A 20,314-nucleotide genomic window follows, 5' to 3' on the forward strand; every position below is an offset into this window, starting at 1 on the left:
CCCGGGCTTATGGAAATGCATCAAGAGACCGCGGACAAGTCCGCGGTCTCTTGTTTTCTGTTCCAGTTTACGGCAGTTGTTTACCCGCCGTGCCGGCGTTAAATACCCCCTGGACTTCGGAGACCGTCAACGCCCGATTGTAGAGCGAGACTTCGTCCATCCTTCCAGCGAACCCATGCTCGCCATAAGATCCGCCGCTCGCGACGACCCCAATGACAAACGGATACGACGTCTGTGGCATGATCGTTCCGATTGATTCTTCGGCGACGACGAGGCCGTTGCGGAAAATTCGTGCCACTCCTCCGCTGGAATCATAGGTAACCGCAATGTGTTGAAACGCGTTTTCTAGAACAATCGGTCCAGAGGAGAGGATATATGGATTACCGTATACATCGATAATGTTCGCGCAAATCGAGCCACTTCCCTGTCCAGCCTCGGGATCTTGCGACAGCTTAACCATGGAACCGTATGTGTTGCTGCCATAGCGCCAGCCGAACAGCCACTGGTTAGCGGAGTCCAGATCTACTGGATGCACCCATGCTTCAATGGTGAATCCACTGGATAAACCAACATTCAAAGTCGACGAAGCCGGCGCAATTACACCTGATGCGATATTCGTGTGCGTGAACCAAAAGCTTTCGCCCACTTCCCCAGGTACGTACGAGATCGCGGTTGCAGTCCCGTCGTTGGAGCCGACACTATCTTCTGCATTGAATTCTGCTTTCCATAGTGAAACCAGGTTGGTCAGAGAGGAAACAGCGCTCAGCTGCGGCGGGCACTTGCCAGCACAACCGGCTGAAAAAATTCCGTATATTTCGTTTGAACTGAGCGCTCTACTGTATAGCGCGACTTCGTCCATGTAGCCTCTGTAATCACTCTCGCCGTAATTCCCATTCGCAGCGGCTGACCCGAAAACAAACGGATACGAAGTCTGCGGTGTGAAGGAACCGAAGGACGATTGAGCCGCCAGAGTTCCGTTTACATAAATTTTCGCAAGACCGGTACCGCTGGAGTCATAGGTAACGGCCAAGTGATGGAAAGCGTAATCAACAATCAGGGGTGATGTTGAAAGAACATGAGGCGTCCCGTTGACATCGATGATGTTGATGCAGATCGATCCCGCGCCTTGGCCGGCTGAGGGTGCTTGCGAGAGTTTGACACAAGCGCCGTACGTGTCACTGCCCTCGCGCCAGCCGAATAACCATTGGTTAAGATTGGCAACGGCGGTAGGCGCAATCCATCCTTCGATCGTGAACCCAGTGGTGGTCCCTACGTCGAGACGCTTTGACGGTGGCACTACGATTCCGCTATTCGTGCCACTAAACCGAAATGCCCGTTCAACGATGCCATCGGAATACGAAATGTTTAAGGGCGCTCCATTGTTGCCTCCCACGCTGTCCATGGCATTGTCCTCTCCTTTCCAGAACGCCACGATATTTGACGGCGCTGTGTAGCACGACACCACGTTAACCTGAGATGTGACTGTTCCAGAGTTGTCGTTTAGGACAAAGTCGTTGATGCCGAGCAGCAGATCGCCGGAACTCACCGCCCGAAAATAAGCCGAACTCCCGACAGCAAAATATGGATCTGATCCCGGTGTGCCGATCACTCCGATGAGCTGCCCGTTCATGCCGTTCTGCATGGGTGTGTTCGGAATATCGAGTGCATAAAAGGCGCCGTTTGGACCGACTGATGGCGAGGATGCTCCCCATTTCCAACTACCGGTTGATGTTATACTGACACAATCTCCCGCCGAAACCGTCAGACTCGAATTCACAAACCCGGCCGTCGCTGGAACGGTCACTGAAGCCGTTGCCGCTTTACTGATGCACGCAGACGCCAACACGCTTAAACAAACAATAGGTATTTTCATGTCGCTGATTCTTGGGATGTTGTTGATGTTCCTCAAAACGTTGCAAATGCGCCACCAACCATTGACGAGATTAGCAGCGGCTTGCGCATCTATACGGACGAAGACGGGAAATCTTTCAAAAATCTTTCATTTTTTGGCGAGAACGAACAAGAGATACGATAGGGAGATCTTCGGGTTCCGAATCGCTGTAGGCCGTTTCTCCATTCTGAGCACGGGTGGATTGGCGCGTTCAATATGCAATGGACAAACGGATGCCGGGCAAGGACTGATCTCGAACATGATGGGTCCCACCCGCTCCGGGATGAAACTTGTATAGAAATCCCACGCTGTGCTGCGCGAAAACTGGACAATATCGACGGCTTTCTTCGGCACACGCTTATCTTTCTGTTGATGCCCAATGACTTGCGCTAATGGCACAGGGCAAGCTTTTTTGCCTGCCGATCGGAGCAGCGACAGCCTTAATAACTAACGAGAAGGCCTGTCTCCGTGCCCTAACCTAACTAATAAGGACCTATGCAACGTATCCAAAATAACAAACTGAAAATGGCAGGCGCCACTCTCGCCTGTCTTCAGCACCCTGACCACGTGCCGATGTGGCAGGATATCCCACCCTTCGAGGAATCAGTCGCCGAATTTAAGGCGATCATCGATTCCATTTGCTCCGCTGCCCAGCGGCAAACGGCCCTCACCGGCACCACCGCCCAAAAGGCAGCTGTGCGAGAAGGCATGGTCGCGTCCGCGTTCGCAGTCAGCTCCGGCATGGTCGCTCTCGCATCATTAACCGATAATGCGGCGCTTGCGGCACAGGCAGGTTTCAGTAAATGCGCGATTGCTGATGGACGCGAGGCGAACGTGTTGACTCGATGCAAGTCCATTCTGGCGCTTGCTGAACAACATCGGGAGGACCTCGCTAAAAAGGCGAATATCAATTCCTCCGACCTGAAGACCTTGAAAACGTTGGTGGCAGAGTTCGAATCCGTACAGTCGGCTCCGCTCCAGGCTCGCGCTGCCCGCGCTGCCGCCACAGCCGAACTGGCCAGCTTGTTCGGTCGCCTCGACGATCTCCTGAAACTCAGGCTGGATGCGATGATGGTGAAGTTCGAATCATCGCATCCGGAGTTTTATGCGGAATATCAATCCGCCCGGATTGTGATGAGCTCGCCCGCGCACGCATCCGCTCCCGAACCCGCTCCCGAACCCGACGCGGAAGCTCTAAAAGCTGCCTGAAGAGTGACAGGGGGCGACTCGGCGATGGCATTTCAGCGCGGATTGTCATCGCCGAAGCTTCGCAGGGTGCTTCCTGGCATTCGCTGCGCTCCGCAAATTGCCAAGGAGCGGTCGAAGTCGCCGGGTATGCATTTCGTGGTCCTTGCGTTGCTCCTATTTTCCAAGGTATTCGATCCACGATCAGCACGAGTTCGCTCGGATTGAAAGCTGGTTTCGTTGCGAGGGAAAAATTATTTCGTCGGGAGCACCGACTTGGAGTCGGATCAGCAACTGCAATCATTTGGAACGCTGGGCTACATCACACTGAGCGCTTGCCAATGGCGGTTTATTGCGGTGAATTAGCGCCATGACCTCCCGAACATTCCGTTCCCTGGTTCTGTTCATCGCCATGGCCGTGGCCTCTTCAGGCGCTCCCGCTCGGGCGCAGAATGTCTCGACGAATGCGACATCAGCCAACGCCAATCGCATCGTCCTGAGCACGCAGGGCACAAATATCATCAATCGCAACATTTACGGCCACTTCGCGGAACATCTGGGCCGCTGCATTTACGAAGGCATCTGGGTCGGGCCAGACAGTCCAATTCCCAACACGCGCGGCATTCGCAACGATGTTGCCAATGCTTTGCGTGCGCTGAAGATTCCCGTTCTGCGCTGGCCGGGCGGATGTTTTGCAGATGAGTATCATTGGAAGGATGGCATAGGGCCGCGGGAAAAACGGCCGTCCATGATCAATACGCATTGGGGAGGCGTGGTGGAGAATAATCACTTCGGAACGCACGAGTTCATGGACCTCTGCGAACAGATCGGTGCAGCACCTTATGTGTGTGGAAACGTCGGAAGCGGAACGGTCCAGGAAATGATGGAGTGGGTGGAGTATATGACGTCGAGTGCGGATTCCCCCATGGCCAACCTGCGGCGCCAGAATGGGCGCGCCGAACCGTGGAAGCTTCCGTTTTTTGGCGTCGGCAACGAAAGCTGGGGCTGCGGCGGCAATATGACCCCCGATTACTACGCGGATTTGTATCGCCGCTACAACACGTTCGTGAAGAACTATGATCGTGCGAATCCAGTGACCCGCTTTGCATGTGGCGCAAACGGGGGGGACACGAATTGGACAGAGGTGGTGATGCGTGATGTCGGCCGCCGCATGCAGGGGCTGTCTCTGCACTATTACACTGTTCCCCGCACCTGGCGCGAGAAAGGATCAGCAACGCGTTTTGATGAATCCGAGTGGCACACCACTTTGCGCAAGGCGCTTGAAATGGACGATCTCGTTACCCGCCACGGCGCGATCATGGACAAATATGATCCGCAGAAGCGCATCGGGATGATCGTCGACGAATGGGGAACGTGGTACGATGTGGAGCCAGGCACGAACCCGGGATTCCTGTATCAGCAGAATACGTTGCGTGATGCGTTGGTTGCCGCGATTTCGCTGAACATCTTCAACGAACATTGCGATCGCGTGACGATGGCAAACATCGCCCAAACGGTGAACGTGCTGCAAGCGATGATCCTGACCCACAAGGAAAAGATGGTGCTGACGCCAACGTTTCACGTGTTTGAAATGTACTCCGTTCACCATGATGCGACGTTGCTGCCCGCGACGATTTCGTCGAGGCGATACATCTCGCAATCGCAGGAAGTTCCACAAATCCACGCGTCGGCATCGAGGGATAAAGCGGGGAGAATTCATGTGACGCTTGCCAATTTGAATCCGAACGAGGCTGCAGAGGTCGCCTGTGAATTGGCGGGTTTGGGCGGCAAAAAGGTGAGTGGCCGGGTGTTGACGGCTCCTGCGATCAACTCACACAACACGTTCGACAATCCCCACGTGGTGAAGCCTGCGCCTTTCAACGATTGCAAGGTGAACGATTCGGGATTTACGACCACACTGCCGCCGAAGTCGGTGGTGGTTCTTTCGCTGCATTAATGGTTGGACGTGTCCGTTTCGGTGCCAAAACGGGTTACGCGAATTACCCAATTTTAGCGAATTGAAGAGAGGGCTTTAACCACGGATGGACACGGATCCACGCGGATACGGAAAAGGCAAGACAGCATTTAACCACGAATCACGCGAACCACACGAAACCCGGCGTGGGAAGGGTGAATGCAATGAAACGTTTCACAGCGATTCGCGAATGATCAGCGCCGCAAGCAGCCAAGACCGCTGTGCCTGTCGTGCTTATACCGCCGTCCGGGGTCAAACAAAATAACCTCACGCGAAGGCCGCGAAGGGCGCGGAGGAGAGGCTTTGAACAGGAACACGCAGAGATCACTGAGAGCCCGTTGTCCGTAGTTGGTTGATGGTTAAGGGTTGAGGGTCTTTGGTTGAGAGTTGAGTTCTTCCGCGGTGCGTCGTCCCTTCGTCCTTTGGTCCTTTGGTCCCTTGGTCCCATCCTCATCTCTCGCCGTGTGTGTGCTGTGATTGTCCCCCATGGGACGAGGTTTCGGCTGAGAAGAAGCGTCACTGCGGGGCGGCGGGTTGAAGTTCCCCTTTGACCCTTGCGGCGGCAGAACATAGCTTTCGCCCGTGCAGAAGGGCAACGCCAGCACGTTTGATTCACCGCAGGTGCGCTTCATCTCGCGCATGCCGCTGCCCCGTTCCTACTCGAACTTTCTCGGCCGGAAATTATTTCGATTCCTGCTCACGATCCAGGGACTGGGCGCCTTCACCCTGATCACGCTTGGCGTGTTGCTTACCAAAATGGGGGTCGCTCGCAAATTGATCCGCCCGCTCATCGTCTTTCAAATCTCGCGGTCCGGAGTTCGGCTGCTTCCCATGTTCCTGTTTCTCGCGGGCGCGACTGGCCTTGTTGTGATTGGACAGACCGTCTCGTGGGCAACACGGTTTGGGGCAATCAATTATCTCGGAACCATCATGGTGATTGTTGTGGTGCGGGAATTGGGGCCCTTGATCGCGGCGTTGCTCATTCTTTCACGCGTCGGCGCTGCAAACGTGATCGAACTCGGCACCGCCCGCGCCACGGGTGAAGTCGAGGCGCTGGAAGCCTTGGGGATTGATCCGATTCATTATTTTGTCGTGCCGCGAGTGATCGGAATGGCAGTCGGGTTGTTTGCGCTGACCGTCTATCTCATTCTGGGAACTCTTGCGAGCGGTTACCTTTGGGCGTTTCTGCAGGACGTGCCGCTTCGGCCCGGCGATTATTTTCGGCAACTGGCCGGCGCCCTGTCGGGACTCGACTTCGCGTTGCTTGCGCTCAAGACCTTGTTGTTTGGATTCATCATTGCATTGGTCACCTGCTATCACGGGCTGGCCCAGCCTCTGCGGCTGGAGGAGGTTTCGTTTGCGACAGTGCGCGCCGTGGCGCAAAGCGTGATTGCCTGTGTGCTTCTGGATGCCGTGTTCATCCTGATTTATCTCGTCGTCGCATGAATGTTTCCGCCGCCACTTCAGTTCCAGTTCTTGAGATGCGCGGAGTCGCAGTGGGGGCGTTGCGCGATCCCGACGCGGTCATGATCAGCGATGTGAACTGGTCGGTGAACCGCGGGGAGTTCTGGGTGGTCGGCGGCCTGCAGGGTTCGGGAAAAACGGATCTCGCGCTCCTGGCTGCGGGTTTGATGCCGCCGCTTTCGGGAACGTATCGATTCAACAACGAGCCGATGCCCATGTTCGATGAAAACCGCCTCGCCGAACGGCTGAAACTCGGCTTGGTCTTCGATGGTGGACAGCTGCTGAACCACCTTACCGTTTCAGAAAATATCGCGCTGCCGCTGCGTTATCATCGCGATCTTTCGCCAGCGGAATCGCGCGACGAAGTGCGGCGGCTGTTGGACCTGATGGATCTTTCGGCATTTGCCGACAACACTCCCGGTGCAATTGGCCGAACCTGGCAACAGCGCGTGGGTCTCGCGCGGACACTCATTCTCCGGCCCGAGGTGGTGATCATGGACAACCCTTTGGGCGGCCTTGATCTGCGGCATCGGAGCTGGTGGTTGAACTTCCTCGGTGAACTTGCAGCGGGACCTGCATGGTACGGTTCCACGCCTATGACGCTGCTGGTAACGACCGATGACCTGCGGATCTGGCGCAACAGGGGGCATCAGTTTGCAATTATCAAGGACAAGCGGCTTGAGGTGCTCGGAGCGTGGAGTGAGGTGGAGCGTTCCATGGACCAGCAGGTGCGTGAATTCATGACATCGGCGCAGCATTCGGTTTGAAGCACACTTAACCAAACTATGGCCCTACAGGATCTGACACCGCAGCTTCGGACCCGACTCAGCCGGATGGAACGCGCGGTTGGGTGGTTTGTGATCATAGCCACCGCGCTCCTCGTCTTCGGCTTCGGCTATTACATCTATAACATTGCCGCGCGCAAAGGCTGGTTCACGCCCAAGTTCCAGTATCAAACCGGTCTGAACAACGCCGCCGGTTTGAAGGAGGGCAACAGCGTGATGCTCATGGGAAAATCCGTTGGCGAAATCACCCGCATCGTGCCGAATGCGCCCGATGATTACTATGGCATGACGGTCTACTTCCAGGTGTTGAAGCCTGACTACGGTTACATCTGGGACGATTCGCGCGTGAAGGTGTCGTCGGATTTTCTGGGAAATCGTTTCCTGGAAATCACCAAGGGCGCATCGGGTGTGCCCACGATCGATGAGAACACCAACCGAGTGGCGGTGGCGATGCTGCGATCTGACTTGATCCGCAGTGCGCGCGCGGAGAAGGCGGTTCAATTGCGAAGCGCGAACCCGGATATGGCACGCACGAATGCTGCGGGATTCGAATGGCTGGTTGGATACGAATTAAAACAGGTTGTCGCGGCAAATCGCGCACGCTTTTACACCAACCTGGAATCTGTGTACTGGCTTGACCCTGACGAATCGCCTGCGTTGAACGAGCGGCTGGAGGCCGTTGCGAACCAGGTGGAGGAGGCATTGCCCAACATTTTGAATCTGACGAACCAGCTCGCCGCGGTGCTCTCCAATTCCGCGGTTTTGATGTCGCATCTGAGCGACGTTGCCGTGGCGGCGCGACCGGCGGTGAGCAACCTCGCGCTGATCACGGCGAATCTCGACAAGCCTGGCTCGCTTGGCGAATGGCTTCTGCCGACGAATATCAACCAGCAACTGGACAGCGTGCTTGGCGAGGCGGGTTCGACTTTAAACAGCGCGAACACGAATGTGGCGATGCTGGCGCACAGCCTGAACGAGACGCTGATCAGCTTGGCTGGCATCACGAGCAATCTCAACACGCAGGTCCAGCAAAACACGAACATCGTGAGCCAGATTTCCAAGGCCATCGTGGATGCCGACAATCTTGTGCAGGGATTGAAGCGGCATTGGCTGTTGCGATCGGCGTTCAAGGAAGAGAACGCGGAGGGCAGGGAAGAAGAGGAGCGGGAGAAAGGTTCGCGGCGGCCGATTCTCTCCCCGCGGGATGCCGCGCGCTGACGTTCAACAGGGCGCCGGCTTGCAGCCGGCTTAGGGTTTTTTTTGCGGGAGGCGCCGGACTTGTACAGCAGTGGTCCCGGATTTCTCAAGTTTGGGGCGGTCATTGTCGATCGTCGTAAGCCGACTGCAAGTCGGCGCTCCGGCTCGGGTGCGTTTTTGTATAGCGGTACGCCGCTGCGCGCAGTGCGGTTTACGATTTGAACTTTCGGGAGCGGCTCCTTACTCTCGCCGCCTTGCCGCCAAATTGCGGCATTATAATTATGGCTAAGCTATTCCTTGGGATCGATTCCAGCACGCAGAGCCTCAGCGCCGTGATCATTGATTACGACACGCGCAAAGTGGTTTACGAAAAGTCACTCAACTTCGACAGCGCATTGCCGGACTACGGAACGCAGAACGGAGTGTTGCCGCATCGTGATCCGCTCGTGAAGCACAGTTCACCGCTCCTGTGGGCGGAGGCCCTGGACATGCTGTTTGCGCAGATGCAAAAGGATGGCGTTGCGCTCGGCGAAGTTCTCGCCATCAGCGGCAGCGGCCAGCAGCACGGCTCGGTGTATCTGAACGCTGGCGCCGCTGAAGCGTTCGCCAAGTTGGGCAAAGCCAGGAGCCTCGTCGGAGGATTGCGCGGGGTCTTTTCGCGACGCACCTCGCCAATCTGGATGGATTCCTCAACGGCTGAAGAATGCGCTGAGGTTCGCGCGAAGCTTGGGGGCATCAAGGCAACGGCACAGAAAACAGGGTCGGACACCTTTGAACGATTCACGGGCCCGCAGATTCGAAAGTTCTACAAACAGGATCGCGAAGCCTACCACCACACCGCGCACATCGCGCTCGTCAGCTCCTTCATGGCTTCGATCCTCGCCGGAAAAATCGCGCCCATCGACCACGGGGACGGCGCGGGCATGAACCTCATGGACATCCGCGCGAAGACCTGGCACGCGGATGCATTGAAGGCGACAGCCCCGGGACTGCGCAGGAAGCTGCCGCCGCTCGCGCCGTCGTCGCAGTTGATCGGGCGCGTCTGTCCTTACTTCACGCGGAAGTATGGATTGAATCCGGAAGCGCAGGTGCAGGTTTGGTCCGGGGACAATCCCTGCAGCGTGATTGGTTTGGGCCTTGTGAGCGAGGGCAGGGTGGCCATCAGCCTGGGAACCAGCGACACGTATTTTGGATCCATGAAACGCTGCCGGACGGACGAGCACGGGGAAGGGCATGTATTCGGGTCGCCAAACGGGGATTACATGACGCTGATCTGTTTCAAGAACGGGTCCCTTGCACGCGAAAAGGTGAGGGAGCTGTACGGCATCAAAACCTGGGAGGCGTTTGGCAAGGCGCTGGCCGCCACTCCGGTCGGCAACAACGGGGCGATCCTGCTGCCGTGGTTTGAGGCCGAGATCGTGCCGCGGGTAAACACGCCGCTGCTGCATCGTTTTGATCTCAACGAGAAGGACGCGGCGGCACATTGCCGGGCAATAGCGGAGGCGCAGATGATGTCGATGCGATTGCATTCTCGCTGGATGAAGGTGAAGCCGGAATGCATTTACGCGACGGGCGGCGCGTCCACGAACATTCCTTTGCTGCAGGTGATGGCCGATGTGATGAATTGCCCGGTCGTACGAATTGAAGTTTCAAAAAGCGCGGCATTGGGCGCTGGGATTCGCGCGGCGCACGGCTGGCTGCTCGCGAATGGCAAGAAGCCGAAATGGGAGGAAGTTGTCCGCGGTTTTGCCGATCCCATCCCCAAATCCGAAATTCGGCCACAACCGAAAGCCGTGGCGATTTACGACAAGCTGATTGAAAAGTACGCGGCGTGTGAAGCGGCCGCGCTGAAGACCGCGAGGTGTTGAGGCGCGGGCGTGGGGCGGAACGGGTTTGCGGCCATCGATGTCCTCCTTCGCCGGCGAACGGAGGAAGATGGAGTCTGAGACGAACGCCCTCGTAATTACCTGTGCAGACTTCATCCAACTCCCTCTCTTCCACTCGGAGCAGAGGAGAGGGCTGGGGAGAGGAGGAGTGTTTGAATTTGGAAACCCTCTCCCCCGGCCCCTCTCCCGCTCCTGCGTCGCAGACGAGGGGCTTTTCGAACTCTGTTTCGTGGAATGGAGTTGTTCCGGATCGCGATAGTTTTCAGTGCACACCTTGTGCAAACAGGTTTCTATCGGTGTCAAACCGGTATATGTTGCGCATGCCAATATGAGCCAAACGAACGAACCGCCAGTGCCGCCGGAAAACGGGAACTGCCTGGCACGTTCTGTCGCGCAGGCCATGGGTGAAGAGCCAACCCTCGAGGCGGTCACGATCGACCGCGCCCGCCAGAAGATCTCGGTCGCCACGCTTGGCAGGACCGACGAACCCCGCGTCACGGGCACCGTCTCGGACACCATTCAACGGGCATATGAATCAAGCCGGGAACATCATTGCATGTTGATCGAAGGCGAGGGGAAGTGTGCCACGTGCGGCGCGCCGCTTTCGGAGGAACAACAGCGCCGTATTTCCATTGAGCATCATGGAGATCAAACGACGATATCGCGCGTCACCTGTCCCACGGCTCCGAAGTTCTGGCGATGGCGCGATATCCCGTGGCCGAAGGTCGTTCAACGTGATGTTGAATTTGTTGAGGATGAGGAACACGCCGAACACCACATCAACGAATGGAAGGCGCAACTTGCGCTGGCAGCCGCGTGCGGCGTGCTCGGGCTGCTGGCGGCCTATGTCGTGCCTGCCGCCTGGCGGGTTCCGGTTTTCCTGCTGAGCTACCTGGCGGGCGCGTGGTTTCCAGCGGAGGAAGTCTGGGAGCGGTTGCGTCAGCGCGCCATCGACGTCCATTTCCTCATGCTTGCTGTCGCCGCGGGCAGCGCCAGCATTGGAGCGTGGGGCGAAGGCGCAACGCTGCTGTTTTTGTTTTCGCTCTCAGGCGCGCTGGAGCATTTCGCCCTGGGCCGCACGCAGAAGGAGATCCGTTCGCTGTTCCGTGACGCTCCGAAAACGGCCCTCGTGATTGAGCGAAATGGAACCGAGTCGGAGGTGCCAGTCGAGTCGCTGCAAGTCGGGATGCGCCTTCTCGTCAAACCAGGCTCCCAGTTCCCCGTCGACGCTGAAATTACGCGCGGCAACACCGCGGCCGATGAATCGAATCTCACGGGCGAAGCAATTCCGGTCGACAAAGCGGTGGGCGACGCCGTGCTGGCGGGCACGATGAACCTTTGGGGTGCGGTGGAAGTCATCGTGCAGAAGCCCGCCGCCCAGAGTGCGCTGCAGAAGATCATTCGATTGATTCGTGAAGCGCAGCACCAGAAAGCGCCCGCGCAACAATTCACGGACAAGTTCAGCACCTATTATACGTACTTCGCGCTCGGCCTTTCCGTCGTGATGTTTTTCGTTTGGTGGCTGGCATTGGGACTCGAACCGTTCACTTCCGCTGGAGAAACCCGCAGTGCCTTCTATCGCACCATGACGTTGCTGGTCGTGGCGTCGCCCTGCGCGCTCGTGCTCTCGATTCCTTCAGCGGTGCTCGCCGCGATTGCGTGGGGCGCGCGTCAGGGGATTTTGTTTCGCGGGGGCGCCGCCGTTGAGAAGCTGGCGAGCGTTGACGTGGTCGCTTTGGATAAGACGGGAACGTTGACCACGGGGGAGTTGCGCGTGGAGAAGGTAGAGAGTTTCCCGGCGGGGAATGAAGGCGAAGTCGCGCGGCTCGCATTCTCGCTGGAACGTCTTTCCACGCATCCACTCGCCCGCGCCATCACCCGTTACGGCAAGCAGCAGCAACTCGCGCCGCTGGACCTGAAGGAGTTCGCGTCGGTTACGGGACAGGGACTGCGGGCGCGTCATGCAGAAAACCTGTGCCTGCTCGGACGGCGCGATTGGGTGTTAAGTCAAAGTGACCCTGGTAGCGCCCCGGAACAACCCGCTGCAAGCGCCCCAGGTTTTTCGGAAATCTGGGCGGCAGCGGGAACGCTGCTTGGAAGAATCATTCTGCGCGATGACGTCCGGCCTCAGGCGCGTGCGGTCATGCAGCAGTTGAAGAAAGAAGGGTTGCGGACTGTCGTGCTGACAGGTGACCGGCAGGCCACCGCCAGTCATTTGAAAACTGAACTGCAGTTGGACGACGTGCGGGCTGAATTGACACCCGAGCAGAAGGTCGGCGCCATCCAGGGTCTCACGGAAGAAGGGCGGAAGGTGGCAATGGTGGGCGATGGCGTGAACGATGCCCCGAGCCTGGCTGCGGCGTTCATCGGCGTTGCCATGGGCGCGCGCGGATCGGATGCCGCGCTGGAGCAGGCTGACGTGGTGCTGATGCATGACCGGCTGGAAAATTTTCTCGCCGCTTTTCGCCTCAGCCAGCGCGCGCGTGCGATCATCCGCCAAAACCTCGTGGTGTCGCTCGGGACAGTCGCAGTGCTCGTGGTATTCGCCATCATCGGAAAAATTCCGCTGACGCTCGGGGTCATCGGCCACGAAGGCAGCACCGTGATTGTAGTCATGAACAGCTTGCGGCTCCTGTTTGGCGCCAACCACCTGAAGGACGAAGCCTAAGCGGCTGTTGTTGATGCCGAGGAAATCACCCATTCGTTTAGTGCCTTTCAGCCTTTGTTTGCGCGCATTGCAGGATTTCATTCAAACAGTGTAAAATCCGCCAAACTGTTCCCGCCGCGATCCCAGTCGCTTGCAACTAAATGCCTCGCCGACGTGGCTCAATCGGGTGTTTTCACGTGAGAAGGTGCGAATGGCATGCACCGTGCGAAGGGATGCCGCATGTCAGGAAACTACAGGAACAGAATGGGGACGCCCTCGAACGGAGGGTCGGACGCGATGAATGCGGATGGCGCCCGTAGCCTTCGAGTTTGGCTCGTGGACGACAGCGAAAACTTTCGCGTGCTATTGGCCGCGTTGCTCGAGGACGAGAGCGGGTTCAAATGTGAACGGCAGTTCCCTGATGCGGAGTCGGTATTGGAAGCCCTCGGATCAGGTCACGGACCCGACGTGATTCTGTTGGATGTGCGCATGCCAGGCATGGGCGGGGTGGCGGCAGTGGCGCCGATTCGTGAACTCGCTCCGGCGACACGTGTCCTGATGTTGACCACATTTGGCAATGAGGAAGCGCGTGCCCAGACTCTGCACGATGGTGCCACGGACTTTTTATTGAAGAGCTACTCTGTCCAGGAGATCGCTGAACGGGTGCGATCGGCGATGACATTTCCGCTCGAGGCATCTGCCATCCATGCGCATGCCGCCGTCAAAACTGAAGCGATTGAACACCGTGACGGTTCGCCAACGGTGCACCGCGCAATCCCGAAGCATAAATGCCGGAGCAACCGTCTCGTGCGCGGCTTCCAATGCGTTCGTGGCTGGCTTGCGGTGTTTGCAAGGTGAGCGGCGGGACGGTGGAATTTGCCGGCGGATTTTCACCTTCAGGGCTGAATCTGGTTAGAACGCGCGATCAACTTTGAGGAAACCTCAGGGATCCTTGTTCCCGCTGGCATCCGTCCTGGATTCGACCTCTTCGACGCCGATGGTTTCGTCGACCTTGGGCAGGAGCGCGCGAACAAATGCGTTGCGCAGAATCCCGCCGATTGTTGCCCAGACATCGATGTCCGTTTTCTCGAAGTTCCCCTGCAGGGGGATTCGCGTTGCGAGTTGATTTTCAGGCTGGTTTTTAAACAGAGCGCCGACTCCGGCAACGATTGCCTGCCAGAATTTCTGCAGCACGTTCTTCTTGCGCTCCTTGTCCCAATCGAAGATGTCGAGGTCCTGGAAGAACGGTTTCACATAGCCTTCGTAACGGCCGTCGGCGGCGGCAACCTCGGTGAAGAGCTGGAACGTGCCGCTTTGGACGTCGAACTTTCCGTAGGCGCGCATGAAATCGTTCAGCGCAACCAGGTTCACGTTTGTGACCCCGGCCGCGAGCTCGAACGTGGGCTGCTTCTCCAACGGGTTCAGTCGCAGGACGAGATCGAACTCGCCATCGCCGATGGTTTTTCCGCGCGCGACCACGCCCGCCGGGAGGCGATCCTTCACTTCACGGGAGTTCGTGAGGTTCGTGGCCGTGGCGTACAGGTTGGTTATGTAGATATCGACCTTGGGTTCGCGATGAAAATCCCGGAAACGGATGTCGCCGTTGTTGACCTGAAAACGATTGAGGTTAAACGGAAATAAACTTTCGAGGCTGCGCTTGCCTTCCTCGCCGACGCCCGTTTGTTGCTCTGTTTCCGAGGGACCATTTACGAAGTTGAGCTGGGGTCGATGCAGTTCCACTTCGCCGACAAGCGACCCGTGAAAAAGTTCCTTCCATTGGACTGAAAGATCAACTTCGGGAATGCTCAAAAAGGGAACGGGGACCTGACCTTCAACTTTCTCTAGCTTGAGCCCCTTGATTTTGTAAGCACCGCGGATCAGTTGCATGTCGATGTCTGCGACGCTGCCGCGGTATTCGGGAATCGTGTTCAGCTGCTGGTTGACATAACGCTTCACCACATGCGGCAAAGCGAGGCGTGCGGCGACGATCAATACAACCAGGGAGACAATCGTCCACCGCAGCCAGACTGCGATGGAATGCCACCGGGATTTCACCTTCGCTCCTGCTGTCTGCGCCATGGCGGAAACATTCGGGAAAGGCAGGACGGGAGCTATGGGGTGATCGCCGACAAGTTGCCGATGAACCTCCCGGGCTGCAAAGCGGACGAATCAACGCGGCCGGGCGTAGCTTTGCTCGCAATTCGAAGAATGCCCGTTCAGGACGCCAACGCTGTCGAGCAGATTGCGGAGGTCGACCGGAAGGAACGGTTTATACAGGAGGGCTGCAAAGCCGATCAGCCGCGCCGACGCGGTGTCCATCGCAGTATGATTACCCGTCATCAAGACGACCTTTGCGTCCCGGCGAATGGCGCGGATGGCGTGGCACAATTCCAAGCCGTTCATGCCTGGCATTTCTAGATCGGTAATGACAAGCGAGACCTCCTCGGGCTGGATTTCGAAAGCCTTGAGCGCATCTTCTGCGGATTCGAAACACAAGATCTCAGCGTCCGTCAGCAATTCCATCATCGTGGAGATCACTTGAAGGATGCCGCGGTTATCGTCGACGACAATCCATTTGGAATGGCTGCCTTGTGTCTCCCAATCGTTCTCGGACACTGCTTTATTCACTTGGTCGCATCGTGGATGAAAAATCACATTTGTGAAGGGAGGGATATCCCTACCATTCGAAGCCGTGCGTGCGCCGGGAGGGTTCCCGGCGCACTGGCATCTTAGCGATTCCGGGCGTCAGTTTGCGGGGGGCGATTGCCAGGGCGCGGACCACCCGGCCGGCCTTCGCGACGGGGGCGTTCTCCATCGGGGCGGCCGGCTCCTTCCGGACGCGGTGGGCGAAGTTCCTGGCGCGTCAGGCTGCCGTCGCCGTTCTTGTCCAGCGATCGCAACGCTGCAGGCGCGTTGTCAATTTCGCTGGCGTCGATCGTTCCATCGTGGTTGGCATCAAGGACGGCGATGATAGGCATGGGAGGGCGGGGGCCACCGTCTGGCCCGCCTTGCCGCGGACGAGGTCCATTGCCCGGCTCGTCCTGCGCGAGCAATGGGGTTGCGGTTGCGGCGAGGGCGAGCGCGGCCATTACGATTGTAGTATGGAGTTTCATATGTGTTGCGACCTCCAGCCATAGCGCTGCGCGGGTCAGTCGTGACCCGGCATTGAACAGCGTTACGTGGCTTTCGGTTTTCATGACGCCACTCTACGCGCCTCCACCTTAAGCTAATGTGAAGGCGAAAAGAAAAAACGGACCGCCGGATCACGCGCGACCAGCGTTGTTCGCGCGGAGACCTTCCGCGCAATGTTCGTGGCTCAAATTGAAGATGAAGAGGCGGTGGGACGGGAAACGATTCCCTCGCGAGAGACCGCGGCTCCGCTTATGCCAAGACGATGTGCCAGATCGGATAATTGATCGCGCAGACCTTCCGGCAGCCGATCGCCCAGTGAATCGTAGAACGCGCTGATCGACGCCACTTCCCGTTGCCAGCCCGCTGTATCGACCGCGAGTAACTCGCGAATATGTGAATGGGAAATTTTCAGCCCAGAGAGATTCAGATCGCCTTCGGCAGGAATGCGGCCCATCGGAGTGAGTTCCGCTTCAGCGCTGCCTTCAATGCGGCGGCAGATCCATTCGAGCACGCGGCTGTTTTCGCCATAGCCGGGCCAGAGCCACTGGCCTTCGGCATCTTTTCGAAACCAGTTCACAAAGAAAATCTTCGGAAGGGCGGTGCGCGAGGTGCGATTTGGAAACGACAGCCAGTGCGCGAAATAATCCCCCATGTGATAGCCGCAAAATGGGAGCATCGCGAATGGATCCCGCCGCACGACCCCCGTTTTCCCTGCAGCCGCGGCTGTGGTTTCGGATCCGCACGTGGAACCCAAAAACACGCCGTGCTCCCAATTGAGTGCTTCGCAAACCAGGGGGATGGTCCTCGCGCGACGGCCGCCAAACAGGATCGCGGAGATTGGAACGCCTTCCGGCTTTTGCCAATCGGGGTCAATGACGGGACACTGCGCCGCGGGCGCCGTAAACCTGGAGTTCGGATGGGCGCCCTTGCGTCCGCACGTTGGCGACCACAGATCACCCTGCCAATCAATCCCGGCGGAGGGTGCGGGAGTGCCCATGTCTTCCCACCAAACGTCGTTGTCTGCCGTTTGAACGACGTTGGTGAAAATCGTATTCTGACGGCATGCAGCAAGAGCATGGGGATTGGATCGGGCGGACGTGCCTGGAGCGACTCCAAAAAATCCAATTTCCGGATTCACCGCATACAATCTGCCATCGCAGCCAATGCGCATCCACGCGATGTCATCGCCGACGGTCGTCACTTTCCAGCCGGGCAACGAGGGTTCCATCATGGCGAGGTTGGTCTTCCCGCAGGCGCTCGGAAATGCAGCCGCAATGTAATGCTTCCGTCCGTTGGGGGATGTCAGGCCAAGGATCAACATGTGTTCGGCGAGCCACCCTTCATGGCGCGCCATGAAGGATGCGATGCGCAACGCCAGGCACTTTTTCCCAAGCAACGCATTGCCGCCATAACCGGAACCGTAGGACCACACGGATGGTTCCTCTGGAAAGTGCGCGATGTATTTGCGTTGGGGATCCGGTTCGCACGGCCAGGGTGTGTCGGTTGCGCCTGGCAAAAGCGGCGCACCCACCGAGTGCAGGCAGGGCACGAACGGTCCATGACTTCCGAGTTTCTGCAGCACAGCCGTGCCCATCCGCGCCATGATGTATGTGCTTGCGACCACATAGGGCGAATCCGTCAATTGAACGCCGACCTTGCACAGCGGAGAATCCAACGGTCCCATCGCAAATGGAACAATGTACATTTTCCGGCCGCGCATGGACCCTTTGAAGAGCTCAAGGAGTTTGAGTCGCATCGCGGCGGGGTCCGCCCAGCGATTCGTTGGCCCTGCTGATTCCGATTCGGCTGTGCAGATGAAAGTGCGGTCTTCCAATCGCGCCACATCACTGGGATGCGAGCGCACCAGATAGGATCTGGGGCGCTTCGCGGGATCGAGGCGCACAAAACTTCCCGTCCGCACGAGCGATTCACACAAAGCATTGTGCTCCTCCGTCGAGCCGCTGCACCACACGACATCATCGGGTGTGCAGAGCGCGGTCATTTCATTGATCCATGACAGAAGTTTGCGATGGTAAACGGAATCTCGAATCGAGTGGCTCATAAGTGTTCTCAGACCCGTGTCCCTGGATGGCGCCCGTCGAAACTATGCCACACACCTCCGCGAGCCGAACCAAAAAACGTTCGGAGGTTTGCAATATTCGGAGGGATTCTATTGTGAATCAGGGGTTTAGTTCTGAAGCGGGGCAACATGCGCTGGCCCGGGAGACTGGGGGCTCGGTGGTGGATCTGCATTCGAAATGAACATTGAGGATACGATAGGCTACATGAACGCCGTTCCGGCCTGCGTGGTTTGCGGCAAGAATCTGGAGGGCGGCGGCGGCTTCGCAAAGTTGAAACGGGGGAACGCGATGCTGGAACTCTGCAGTCCTTTATGCCTGGAAACGTTTCAGAATGGACCTGAACCGTTCCTCAAACGGTTGTATCGCATCAATTACTTTAGGGAGCTCGCCTTGCTGCAAAAGTCGGATCAGCCGATCTCGTGACTGTTTAACCCGGAAGAGGCAATGAAGAAGTGGGATAGCCACGAGTGAATGCAATGCAGGCAGATCCGCAGCAGGAATTTTCGTAGGATCCTTTAGTCGTTGCAGTCCATGTTCATCAGGATTATTCGAGGTACGGATTTATGCCGGCGGGCGAGCAGCCTTGACACACTGGACGCCTTGCCCATTCTTCGCGCGAATGGCACTCGCGCCCAGTTCGCTAAACGCTCTCCGGGAACTTCTCGGCACCGAAAATGTGCTCACCGAGCCAGAGGATCTCATCCCGTATTCGTTCGATGGAACCGCTGCGCTCAAGCAGATGCCGGGATGCGTTGCGTTTGTTCGCACCACCGAGCAGATCAGTGCGGTCCTGAGGCATGCGAACGCAGCACGCCTGCCCGTCGTCACACGGGGTTCGGGCACCGGCCTCAGCGGTGGAAGCCTGCCGTCTCCGGATTGCCTTGTGTTGTGCCTCGTCCGCATGGATCGGATCCTCGAGCTCGATACCGCCAATCTGACGCTGCTGGTTGAAGCGGGCGTCACGACGTTGCAGGTGGCCAATGCAGCCGAACACGCAGGTTTGTTTTATCCACCCGATCCGGGATCGATGAAGATCTCAACCATCGGCGGGAACGTGGCCGAAAATTCAGGCGGGTTGCGCGGATTGAAATACGGTGTCACGCGGAATTACGTCATGGGACTCGAAGTGGTGCTGCCCAACGGCGAAATAATGTGGACCGGAAACAAGTGCGTCAAAGACGTTGCGGGTTACTCACTGCGTGATCTGTTCATTGGCTCGGAAGGTACGCTCGGTGTGATCACCAAGGTGCTCTTGAAATTGATTCCCCGGCCCGCGGCGAAGAAGACGCTGCTCGTTACCTTCGCTCAAATGGACCACGCCGCCCAGACCGTTTCCGATATCATCGCTGAGCCAATTATTCCATGCACACTCGAGTTTCTCGATCGCACTACCATCCAATGTGTGGAGGAATACGCGAAGATCGGACTGCCGCGGGATTGCGGCGCTCTGTTGCTGATGGAATCCGACGGCCATCCCGCAGCCGTGGCCGGCGAAGCGGCGCAAATGGAATCCATTGCACGCTCAAACGGTGCGCTGGAAATTCGGATCGCGACCGATGATGCCGATGCCGCGCAGCTTGCAACCGCACGCCGCAGCGCGTTCTCAGCCCTCGCCCGGGTCGCGCCAACGACCATTCTCGAAGACGTCACAGTTCCGCGCAGCGAGCTGGCTAAAATGGTTCGATTCGTCGAGGCCACAGCGCGCAAGCATCAGCTGCGGGTCGGAACGTTCGGGCACATGGGAGATGGCAACCTGCATCCGACGTTCCTCATTGATGAGCGAAACTCCGATGAAATGCATCGCGTCGAGGAAGCGTTCCAGGAATTGTTTGCGGAAGCGATCCGTTTGGGGGGAACGATCACGGGCGAACACGGAATCGGCGTTGCGAAAAAGAGGTTTCTTCGCCAGTTCGCGGGTGACGCCCAGATGCGTGTCATGCAGGAATTCCGGCGGGCAATGGATCCGAACGGCATTTTGAATCCAGGGAAGATGTTTTAGGGCGTATTTGTTTGGTGGTGGGGGCGCGGTCGGAACAAGGTCGAACGTTTTGGGTTCGCACGTTGCTGTGGC

Annotated in this window: 15 protein-coding genes; 10 read left to right on the forward strand and 5 right to left on the reverse strand. The window is 57.7% G+C overall.

The genetic code is table 11. The annotated features are described in order from the left end of the window. Positions 1 to 67 precede the first annotated feature (67 nt). Positions 68 to 1,909, reverse strand: coding sequence for a LamG domain-containing protein (locus VEH04_13060; GenBank protein ID HYG23706.1), 1,842 nt, complete (start codon positions 1,907 to 1,909; stop codon positions 68 to 70). A gap of 477 nt (positions 1,910 to 2,386) precedes the next feature. On the opposite strand from VEH04_13060, the gene VEH04_13065 reads away from it, so the two are divergent. The 8 genes from VEH04_13065 to VEH04_13100 all read left to right on the forward strand — a co-directional run bounded on the left by VEH04_13065 (position 2,387) and on the right by VEH04_13100 (position 13,888). Further along, positions 2,387 to 3,100, forward strand: coding sequence for a hypothetical protein (locus VEH04_13065; GenBank protein ID HYG23707.1), 714 nt, complete (start codon positions 2,387 to 2,389; stop codon positions 3,098 to 3,100). Positions 3,101 to 3,446: 346 nt separating this feature from the next. Next, positions 3,447 to 5,033: an alpha-N-arabinofuranosidase gene (locus tag VEH04_13070; protein HYG23708.1), complete on the forward strand. Its 1,587-nt coding sequence runs from the start codon at positions 3,447 to 3,449 to the stop codon at positions 5,031 to 5,033. Positions 5,034 to 5,633: 600 nt separating this feature from the next. Further along, entirely contained in the window at positions 5,634 to 6,497 is an 864-nt protein-coding gene (locus tag VEH04_13075; protein HYG23709.1) for an ABC transporter permease, read from the forward strand. Further along, positions 6,494 to 7,282 (forward strand): ATP-binding cassette domain-containing protein, encoded by a 789-nt coding sequence (locus VEH04_13080; GenBank protein ID HYG23710.1) that lies wholly within the window; start codon positions 6,494 to 6,496, stop codon positions 7,280 to 7,282. The genes VEH04_13075 and VEH04_13080 overlap by 4 nt, the downstream gene beginning before the upstream one ends. An 18-nt stretch (positions 7,283 to 7,300) precedes the next feature. Next, positions 7,301 to 8,518: an MlaD family protein gene (locus VEH04_13085; protein ID HYG23711.1), complete on the forward strand. Its 1,218-nt coding sequence runs from the start codon at positions 7,301 to 7,303 to the stop codon at positions 8,516 to 8,518. A gap of 260 nt (positions 8,519 to 8,778) precedes the next feature. Continuing rightward, positions 8,779 to 10,365 carry an FGGY-family carbohydrate kinase gene (locus VEH04_13090; protein HYG23712.1) on the forward strand — a complete coding sequence of 529 codons (1,587 nt, stop codon included), beginning with the start codon at positions 8,779 to 8,781 and terminating at the stop codon, positions 10,363 to 10,365. Positions 10,366 to 10,711: 346 nt separating this feature from the next. Further along, the gene (locus tag VEH04_13095; protein HYG23713.1) at positions 10,712 to 13,051 is read left to right on the forward strand and encodes a heavy metal translocating P-type ATPase; all 2,340 of its coding nucleotides are present in this window, start codon (positions 10,712 to 10,714) and stop codon (positions 13,049 to 13,051) included. Between the two features lie 243 nt (positions 13,052 to 13,294). Beyond that, on the forward strand, positions 13,295 to 13,888 hold the full coding sequence (locus VEH04_13100; protein HYG23714.1) for a response regulator transcription factor: 594 nt from the start codon (positions 13,295 to 13,297) through the stop codon (positions 13,886 to 13,888). 84 nt (positions 13,889 to 13,972) lie between these two features. Here the strand turns inward: VEH04_13100 and VEH04_13105 are convergent, their stop codons facing one another. The 4 genes from VEH04_13105 to VEH04_13120 all read right to left on the reverse strand — a co-directional run bounded on the left by VEH04_13105 (position 13,973) and on the right by VEH04_13120 (position 18,224). Beyond that, a complete protein-coding gene (locus VEH04_13105) occupies positions 13,973 to 15,109 on the reverse strand; it encodes a DUF748 domain-containing protein (protein ID HYG23715.1) in 1,137 nt (378 codons plus the stop codon). Positions 15,110 to 15,199: 90 nt separating this feature from the next. Further along, entirely contained in the window at positions 15,200 to 15,658 is a 459-nt protein-coding gene (locus VEH04_13110; GenBank protein HYG23716.1) for a response regulator, read from the reverse strand. Positions 15,659 to 15,759: 101 nt separating this feature from the next. Next, positions 15,760 to 16,227: an EF-hand domain-containing protein gene (locus VEH04_13115; GenBank protein ID HYG23717.1), complete on the reverse strand. Its 468-nt coding sequence runs from the start codon at positions 16,225 to 16,227 to the stop codon at positions 15,760 to 15,762. Positions 16,228 to 16,346: 119 nt separating this feature from the next. Next, the gene (locus tag VEH04_13120; GenBank protein HYG23718.1) at positions 16,347 to 18,224 is read right to left on the reverse strand and encodes a phosphoenolpyruvate carboxykinase (GTP); all 1,878 of its coding nucleotides are present in this window, start codon (positions 18,222 to 18,224) and stop codon (positions 16,347 to 16,349) included. Between the two features lie 196 nt (positions 18,225 to 18,420). On the opposite strand from VEH04_13120, the gene VEH04_13125 reads away from it, so the two are divergent. Continuing rightward, a complete protein-coding gene (locus tag VEH04_13125; GenBank protein HYG23719.1) occupies positions 18,421 to 18,666 on the forward strand; it encodes a hypothetical protein in 246 nt (81 codons plus the stop codon). A 196-nt stretch (positions 18,667 to 18,862) separates the two neighbouring features. Then, positions 18,863 to 20,242 (forward strand): FAD-linked oxidase C-terminal domain-containing protein, encoded by a 1,380-nt coding sequence (locus VEH04_13130; protein HYG23720.1) that lies wholly within the window; start codon positions 18,863 to 18,865, stop codon positions 20,240 to 20,242. Positions 20,243 to 20,314 lie beyond the last annotated feature (72 nt).

Source organism: Verrucomicrobiia bacterium (assembly GCA_035629175.1).
Taxonomy (GTDB): Bacteria; Verrucomicrobiota; Verrucomicrobiia; order Limisphaerales; family DASXHY01; genus DASXHY01.

Bases quoted from the DNA above. Each gene is read 5' to 3' on its own strand.
- VEH04_13115 (HYG23717.1), bottom strand. From the start codon at position 16,227: ATGAAAACCGAAAGCCACGTAACGCTGTTCAATGCCGGGTCACGACTG.
- VEH04_13125 (HYG23719.1), top strand. From the start codon at position 18,421: ATGAACATTGAGGATACGATAGGCTACATGAACGCCGTTCCGGCCTGC.
- VEH04_13100 (HYG23714.1), top strand. From the start codon at position 13,295: ATGGGGACGCCCTCGAACGGAGGGTCGGACGCGATGAATGCGGATGGC.
- VEH04_13120 (HYG23718.1), bottom strand. From the start codon at position 18,224: ATGAGCCACTCGATTCGAGATTCCGTTTACCATCGCAAACTTCTGTCA.
- VEH04_13080 (HYG23710.1), top strand. From the start codon at position 6,494: ATGAATGTTTCCGCCGCCACTTCAGTTCCAGTTCTTGAGATGCGCGGA.
- VEH04_13065 (HYG23707.1), top strand. From the start codon at position 2,387: ATGCAACGTATCCAAAATAACAAACTGAAAATGGCAGGCGCCACTCTC.
- VEH04_13130 (HYG23720.1), top strand. From the start codon at position 18,863: ATGGCACTCGCGCCCAGTTCGCTAAACGCTCTCCGGGAACTTCTCGGC.
- VEH04_13085 (HYG23711.1), top strand. From the start codon at position 7,301: ATGGCCCTACAGGATCTGACACCGCAGCTTCGGACCCGACTCAGCCGG.
- VEH04_13095 (HYG23713.1), top strand. From the start codon at position 10,712: ATGAGCCAAACGAACGAACCGCCAGTGCCGCCGGAAAACGGGAACTGC.
- VEH04_13105 (HYG23715.1), bottom strand. From the start codon at position 15,109: ATGGCGCAGACAGCAGGAGCGAAGGTGAAATCCCGGTGGCATTCCATC.
- VEH04_13090 (HYG23712.1), top strand. From the start codon at position 8,779: ATGGCTAAGCTATTCCTTGGGATCGATTCCAGCACGCAGAGCCTCAGC.
- VEH04_13070 (HYG23708.1), top strand. From the start codon at position 3,447: ATGACCTCCCGAACATTCCGTTCCCTGGTTCTGTTCATCGCCATGGCC.